At 70.6% G+C, this 6570-nt stretch carries 7 protein-coding genes; 4 read left to right on the plus strand and 3 right to left on the minus strand.

Translation table 11 applies throughout. The features are described from left to right. Positions 1–46 precede the first annotated feature (46 nt). Positions 47–352: an ETC complex I subunit gene (locus tag A33M_RS04915; protein ID WP_008384188.1), complete on the minus strand. Its 306-nt coding sequence runs from the start codon at positions 350–352 to the stop codon at positions 47–49. A gap of 280 nt (positions 353–632) precedes the next feature. Here A33M_RS04915 and A33M_RS04920 point away from each other — a divergent pair, with 280 nt between their 5' ends. The 3 genes from A33M_RS04920 to A33M_RS04930 all read left to right on the plus strand — a co-directional run bounded on the left by A33M_RS04920 (position 633) and on the right by A33M_RS04930 (position 3704). Then, positions 633–1652, plus strand: coding sequence for a 2-hydroxyacid dehydrogenase (locus A33M_RS04920; RefSeq protein WP_008384189.1), 1020 nt, complete (start codon positions 633–635; stop codon positions 1650–1652). A gap of 164 nt (positions 1653–1816) precedes the next feature. After that, positions 1817–3190: a tetratricopeptide repeat protein gene (locus tag A33M_RS04925; protein WP_040619361.1), complete on the plus strand. Its 1374-nt coding sequence runs from the start codon at positions 1817–1819 to the stop codon at positions 3188–3190. Between the two features lie 49 nt (positions 3191–3239). After that, the gene (locus A33M_RS04930; RefSeq protein ID WP_052026849.1) at positions 3240–3704 is read left to right on the plus strand and encodes a hypothetical protein; all 465 of its coding nucleotides are present in this window, start codon (positions 3240–3242) and stop codon (positions 3702–3704) included. Here the strand turns inward: A33M_RS04930 and A33M_RS04935 are convergent. Next, positions 3646–4209 carry a GAF domain-containing protein gene (locus A33M_RS04935; RefSeq protein ID WP_202801793.1) on the minus strand — a complete coding sequence of 188 codons (564 nt, stop codon included), beginning with the start codon at positions 4207–4209 and terminating at the stop codon, positions 3646–3648. The genes A33M_RS04930 and A33M_RS04935 overlap by 59 nt on opposite strands. Before the next feature lie 229 nt (positions 4210–4438). On the opposite strand from A33M_RS04935, the gene hpnA reads away from it, so the two are divergent. Then, complete coding sequence (gene hpnA / locus A33M_RS04940) at positions 4439–5431, plus strand: hopanoid-associated sugar epimerase (protein WP_008384193.1); 993 nt, start codon at positions 4439–4441, stop codon at positions 5429–5431. A gap of 184 nt (positions 5432–5615) precedes the next feature. Here hpnA and hpnK read toward each other — a convergent pair whose 3' ends face one another. After that, the gene (hpnK, locus tag A33M_RS04945; RefSeq protein WP_008384194.1) at positions 5616–6455 is read right to left on the minus strand and encodes a hopanoid biosynthesis-associated protein HpnK; all 840 of its coding nucleotides are present in this window, start codon (positions 6453–6455) and stop codon (positions 5616–5618) included. Positions 6456–6570: the final 115 nt, after the last annotated feature.

Here is a 6570-nt window from a genome sequence, read left to right on the forward strand (position 1 = left end):
CGAAATCGGCTCCGGCGCAGCCCCGTCGGAGTTTCCAAACGGTCTCTCAGTGGGTCCAGGGGCTACGGCGGCCGGCGGCGAAATTGTCGGCGTAGGCGATGGTGCGGCGGGTGGCCGGCTTCGGCTCGATCACCTGATAGGCGATGCCGCGCGCCTCGCAATAGGCGACCGCCTCCTCCTTGGTGTCGAACTTCAGCCGCACCTGGGCGCGAGTGTCGCCGGAGGAGGTCCAGCCCATCAGCGGCTCGACCCGCCGCGGCTCGCTCGGCTCGAAGTCGAGCACCCAGTGCCGGGTCTTTGCCGTGCCGGACTGCATGGCGTTCTTGGCGGGCTTGTAGATGCGAGCGATCATGGACGCCTCGGGAGTGAACGGCCGACAACGCGGCACGCCATCGGCGCGCCGTAAAACGTCCTAACGCTCCGGCGGCGAAATGCAAAGCGGTCAGCGGCCGCGCGCGGCGGACGCCGGCTCCAGCTCCGGGTCCGGCCTGCCGCACTGCGAAACCCTCGGGGCACCGTGCGGGTTCCCCGGAGGCGCCGGCCGAGCCTCCGGCACGCCATCGCCCGAACACTCCCATTGCCCGAAGAACGCCCGAACCACATCCCCTGAGCCCGAGAGAGCCCGAAAGCCCATGAAAGTCGCCGTCTTCAGCACGAAACCCTACGATCGCCACTTCCTCGACGCCGCCAACGCCGGAAATACCCACCACCTCGTCTATTTCGACGCGCGCCTCTCGGCCGAGACGGCGCCGCTCGCCGCCGACGCCGAGGCGGTGTGCGCCTTCGTCAACGACGTGCTCGACCGTGCCGTGCTGACGACGCTCGCGGACAACGGCGTGCGGCTGATCGCGCTGCGCAGCGCCGGCTTCAACAATGTCGATCTCGCCGCCGCGAGCGATCTCGGGCTCGCCGTCGCCCGCGTGCCGGCCTATTCGCCGCGCGCGGTCGCCGAGCACACGCTGGCGCTGATGCTGTGCCTGAACCGAAAGATCCACCGCGCCTACAACCGCGTGCGGGAGGGCAATTTCGCCCTCGACGGGCTGCTCGGGTTCGACCTGCACGGCAAGACGGTGGGCGTGGTCGGCACCGGCAAGATCGGCGAGACGGTCGCCACCATCTTGCGCGGGTTCGACGTCCGGCTGCTCGCCCACGACCCCTACCCCAACCCGGCGGTCTCCGCGCTCGGCGCCCGCTATGTCTCGCGCGAAGAACTCTTCCAAAACTCCGACATCGTGACCCTGCACTGCCCGCTCACCCCCGACACGCGGCATCTGGTCGACGCCGCGCTGCTCGCCAAGGCGAAGCCCGGGCTGATGCTGATCAACACCAGCCGCGGTGCGGTGATCGACACCCGCGCGGTGATCCGGGGGCTCAAGGACGGCACGCTCGGCAGCCTCGCGCTCGACGTCTACGAGGAGGAGGCCGACCTCTTCTTCGAGGACCTCTCCGACACCGTGATCCGCGACGACGTCTTCGCCCGCCTGCTCACCTTCCCCAACGTGCTGATCACCGGCCATCAGGCGTTCTTCACCCGCGAGGCGCTGGGCCAGATCGCCGAGACGACGCTCGCCAATATCGACGCCTTCGCCGCCACCGGGCAGGCGGTGCACGTGGTGTCGAGCGAGAAGGTGGTCGGGCGCACCGCCGCCTGAGAGGCCCGCGCCAGTGCATCGGTGCGACACCACCGCCGCCGGTGCATAGCACCGACTGGACAACTTTCCCTCGCAGAGTACCGTCCTCGGGGATAGACTGAGGCACGGCGCGGTCGAGAGTCGTCCGGGATCGCGACCAGCGCCGAGGGCTGAAGGATTCGGCGATGCCGTCACCCGACGGCGCCTCGGAGCCCGCCCGTCCGGCGGCTCCGGCGTCGCATGCCGCGAGACCGGTGTCCTGCGCCGCGCTGGTGATCGTCGCAGCCGGCGTGACGATCGGCTGGATCGCGCTCGACCGTCTGATCCCTCCTGCCCCGTCTCCCTTGCCGCCGGTCGCCGAGGACGAGATCCCGCCCGACACGGGTGCCGTGCGCCATCGCAACGGCTTCGGCGAGCCGAGTTTGCTGATCCAGCCGGTGGCGGTCGAAGGCGACGCGGCGCCGCCGCTCGATCCGGTGCGGCTGCACGGGCGGCTGGTCGACGTGCTGTCGCGCTTCGAAGGCGTGCGGGTGCTGATGCCGCGCACCGCCACCACCATCGGCGCCGGCGTGCCGCTGCCGGCGCCCGACTACGTGCTGGGCACGGCGATCGAGACCGGCCGGCCGGACGGCCCGGTGCTGCGGCTGCGGCTGGTGGAGACCGCCGGCACGGCGGTGCTGTGGCAGGCCTCCTATCCGGTGGCGCCGAGCGAGGACGGCCCCGGCCCGGCCGGCGACCGGCTGATGCGAAAGATCGCCGCCGCGCTCCTGCAGCCCTACGGCCTCCTGCCGGCGACCGAGCGCGGCCGCGGCGAGCAGGCGCGGCCCTCGCCCTATCGCTGCACCCTCGAGGTCGCCGAGTTCGCCCGCTTCGTCGATCCGATCGCGCGCGAAAGAACCCGCCGCTGCCTGGTGCGGGCGATCGCCGCCGACCCGGCGTTCGGATACGGCCGCGCGATGCTCGCCCGGATGTACTGGCGCCAGTATCTCCTGCACGGCTTCGAGAGCGATCTCGCGACCGCCGCGGCGCTGGCGGCGCGGGGCGTGGCGCTGGCGCCGCACAGCGCCCGCGCCCACTACGCGCTGATGACGGTGCGGGTGTCGCAGGGCCGCCTCACGGAGGGTTTGGCCGCCGGCAGCCGTGCACTGACGCTGAACCCGTACGATTTTCGCGTGCTGACCGTCTATGGCGCCCAGCTCACCACGCTCGGCCGGTTCGACGAGGGCTACGCGCTGCTCCAGCAGGCGCGCGAGAGCGTGCCGGTGATGCCGCTGCCGCTCGCCTGGGGGCTGTTCTTCGCCGCCTACGCGAAAGGCGATCTCGCGACCGCCGAAAACTGCGTCGCGGCGATGGAAGGCGAGTTCGACCTGAACCATCTCGCCCGCGGCCTGCTGGCGGTCGCCCGCGGCGACATGGCGGCGGCCCGCGCCGCCCGCGCGGCGCTGCGCGCCGGCCGCTCGATCTGGGACGGCGATCCGCGTCGACGCCTGCGGCGGTTCATCCCCTCGCCGGTGCTGTACGATCGCATCGTCACCGATTTCGCCCGCATTCCGCGGTGAACATCTGCGCCGCAACCAGGAACCGGACGCGGAGGGAGGAGCACCGACCATGCGACGCACGCCACGCGCCCTCCTCGCGACCCTCGCGGAGCCGCCGGCCCTCCGGCGCCTGCTCCTGCTCCTGGTTGCGCTTCCGCTCCTGCCGCCCGGCGGACCGGCGATGGCCGAGCCGGTGCGCGCGCCGCTCGACACGCTGGCCGACCTGCAGCGGGCGCTGAGAGCCTGCTGGGTGCCGCCCCCGCCGGAGGCGGCCCGCCCCGGCATGCAGATCACCGTGCGCACGAGCTTCAAGCGCGACGGCACCATTCTCGGCAAGCCGCGCATCACCTTCGAGGCGCCCGGCGCTACCGACGACGACCGCCTCGCCTACCGCATCGCGGTGGCGGCGATGCTGACCCGCTGCACGCCGCTGCCCTTCACCGACGCGCTCGGCGCGGCGGTCGCCGGCCGACCGTTCAGCCTGCGGCTGATCGACCGGCGGGGAGTGCGCGGGCCGCGGCGGACGAGCCTGTGATCGCCCGGCGGGCGGCGAGCCGAAGCTCCATCTGGTCCACCACGATCGCGGCGAGATCGTTGAGATCGGCGATCTGCCGGCCGTCCACCGCGCGCGGCTCCCTGGCGATCACGCACAGCATGCCGAGATTGAACCCGTCCGCCGTGTGCAGCGGCACGCCGGCATAAAATCTCAAGCCGAACTCGCCGGCGACCAGCGGATTGGCGAGTGAGCGCGGATCGGCGCGCGCGTCGGTGAGGATCCACGGATCCTCGGACAGGATCGCCGAGGCGCACAGGCCCGGCTCGCGGTCGATCTGGTCGACGTCCAGGCCGTGGTGCGACTTGAACCAGATGCGGTCCTCGTCGACGATGCTGACGATCGCGATCGGCACGTCGAAGCGCCGCGCGGCGAGCGCGGTGATGCGGTCGAACGAGCCGTCCGGCGGGGTGTCGAGAATGTCGTAGCGGCGGACGGCGGCGAGCCGGCGGTGCTCATCGACCGGCAAGATGCTTGGATTTGTCACGTGGAGAAAACCTCGTCGAATTGTTCGGCGGGGAAACATGTCTTGCGTCGCTTCGTTGCATCGGCCCGGCACTCCCGTACCGGCTGCCGTCGTCCATCCCTAACGAAAGGTGAACGGCCCCCTGCCGACGCCGCCCCGACGCCGCCCGCCGTGCACCAGGGGAATCGCGCCGCTTGATTCGCGTCGCCGTTTCGGAGACCGTCGCGGCCTTCCAGAAGGAGTGTCGGAAGTGTCGTCCGAAAAAGTTCTCGTCACCGGCGCGAGCGGGTTTCTCGGCTCGGCGGTCGCGACGGTGTTGCGCAATGCCGGTTTTTCCGTGCGCGTGCTGGTGCGTCCGACCAGCGCCCGCACCAATCTCGATCCCGCCGACGCGGTGTTTCAAGGCGACATCACCGACCGCGACTCGGTCGCGGCGGCGATGCGCGGCGTGCGCTTCGTGTTTCACGTCGCCGCCGACTATCGGTTGTGGGCGCCCGACCCTTCGGCGCTGTTCCGCACCAATGTCGAAGGCACCCGCATCGTCATGCAGGAGGCCTTGCTGGCCGGCGTGGAGCGGGTGGTCCACACGTCGAGCGTCGCGACGCTCGCGCTCGACCAGCCCGGCCCGGCCGACGAGACCCACCCGCTCGATGCGGCGCGCGCGATCGGCGCCTACAAGCAGAGCAAGGTTTTGGCCGAACGTCTCGTCGAGGAGATGGTTTTACGCGACAAGCTGCCGGCGGTGATCGTCAATCCGTCGACGCCGATCGGCCCGCGCGACGTCAAGCCGACGCCGACCGGCCGCATCGTGGTGGAGGCGGCGAGCGGTCGCATGCCGGCCTTCGTCGACACCGGGCTCAATCTCGCGCATGTCGACGACGTCGCCGCCGGCCACCTGCTCGCGCTGCAGAAGGGCGAGATCGGCGAGCGCTACATTCTCGGCGGCGAGAACGTTTATCTGCGCGACATGCTGATCACCATCGCCAAGCTGGTCGAGCGCCGTCCGCCCTCGCTCGAGCTGCCGCGCCGCGCGCTGTTTCCGCTCGCCTGGGGCGCGGAAGCGTTCGCCCGCCTCACCGGCCGCGAGCCGTTCGTCACCGTCGACGGGCTGAAGCTCGCAAAATACCGGATGTTCTTCGACGACAAGAAAGCCCGCCGCACGCTCGGCTACGCCTCGCGTCCCTACGAGCAGGCGCTTTCCGATGCGATCGCCTGGTTCCGGCTCGCCGGCATGGTGAAGTGAGGAGGCCAGCCTCCTGCGCCACTCCACGAGCGCCGTCATGCGCGGGCGAAGACCCGCGCATCCATCAAGAAAATAGACCTCTTGTTTTTTGTTTCGATGGATCGCCGGGTCCCGGTCTCGACCGGCCCGGCGATGACGGTGGAGCGCGTGGCACTCGCCTCGCTCTCGTGTCGTCCGGGGGGCGTCAGCAGACGTCCAAAAAGCCGCCGCGCGCTGCGCCGGTCTCACGTGCCGCTTCGATCACACGCTCGGCGGTGAGGGCGGCGAGCTCGTCCTCGTAGAGATAGCCCGGCGCGTGGCCGGGAAACGTGTCGGCGGTCGCCGGGTGGAAATAGATCTCGCTCGCGCCGTCCGGCAGGTTTTCCAAGAGCGGCGCCACGCGCTCGGCCGTCATCGCGCCCGTCCAGGTGAGCCCGAACACCGCATCCGGCACGAAGAACCCGCGCTTGCGCGCCAGCACCGCGAGCCGCCTCGCCCATGCGACCGTCAGGCGCGCGCCGAAAGGCTGGCTCCCCTGGCCGGTCGCGGCGATCACGGTGGCCGGCTCGACCGGCACCCGCAAGCGTTTTGCGCAAAGCTTTTCGGCCTCCGCCATCACCGCGTCGGCGATCGTCGGGTGCAGGTGAAAATGCTTGTGGGCGTTGACGTGATCGAGCAAGAGCCCGGTCTCGGCAAAGGCGGCGAACTGCGCGGCGACCTCCGCCTTCATCTGCGCCCGCACCGCGGGGCGGAAGAAGATCTCGAAGGCGAGCCGCACCATATCGCTGCGAAAGCGTCCCTTCGCATCGACCAGATCCGGCACCGTCTCGCGTGAGAGAACGGGGCGCGACTCGAGCAGCACGACGTGCAGCCCGACCTTCAGGTCCGGCAAACGCCGCGCGCGCGCCACCGCATCGGCCGCCGCCGGCGCGCCGACCATCAAGCTCGCGGCGGTGAGAATGCCGTCGCGATGCGCCGCCTCGATCGCCGCGTTCACCTCGACGGCGAGGCCGAAATCGTCCGCCGTGACGACGAGGCGTTTCATGAGAGAAAATCTCCGGAGCCTGCGCTCCCTCTCCCCGCTTGCGGGGAGAGGGTCGGGGTGAGGGGGAAACGCCGGGAATGGAGGAGAAGGGAGGGGGAGGGGCGCGGGAGGGGAC

This window comes from Rhodovulum sp. PH10, from assembly GCF_000293785.1.
Taxonomy (GTDB): Bacteria; Pseudomonadota; Alphaproteobacteria; order Rhizobiales; family Xanthobacteraceae; genus Rhodoplanes.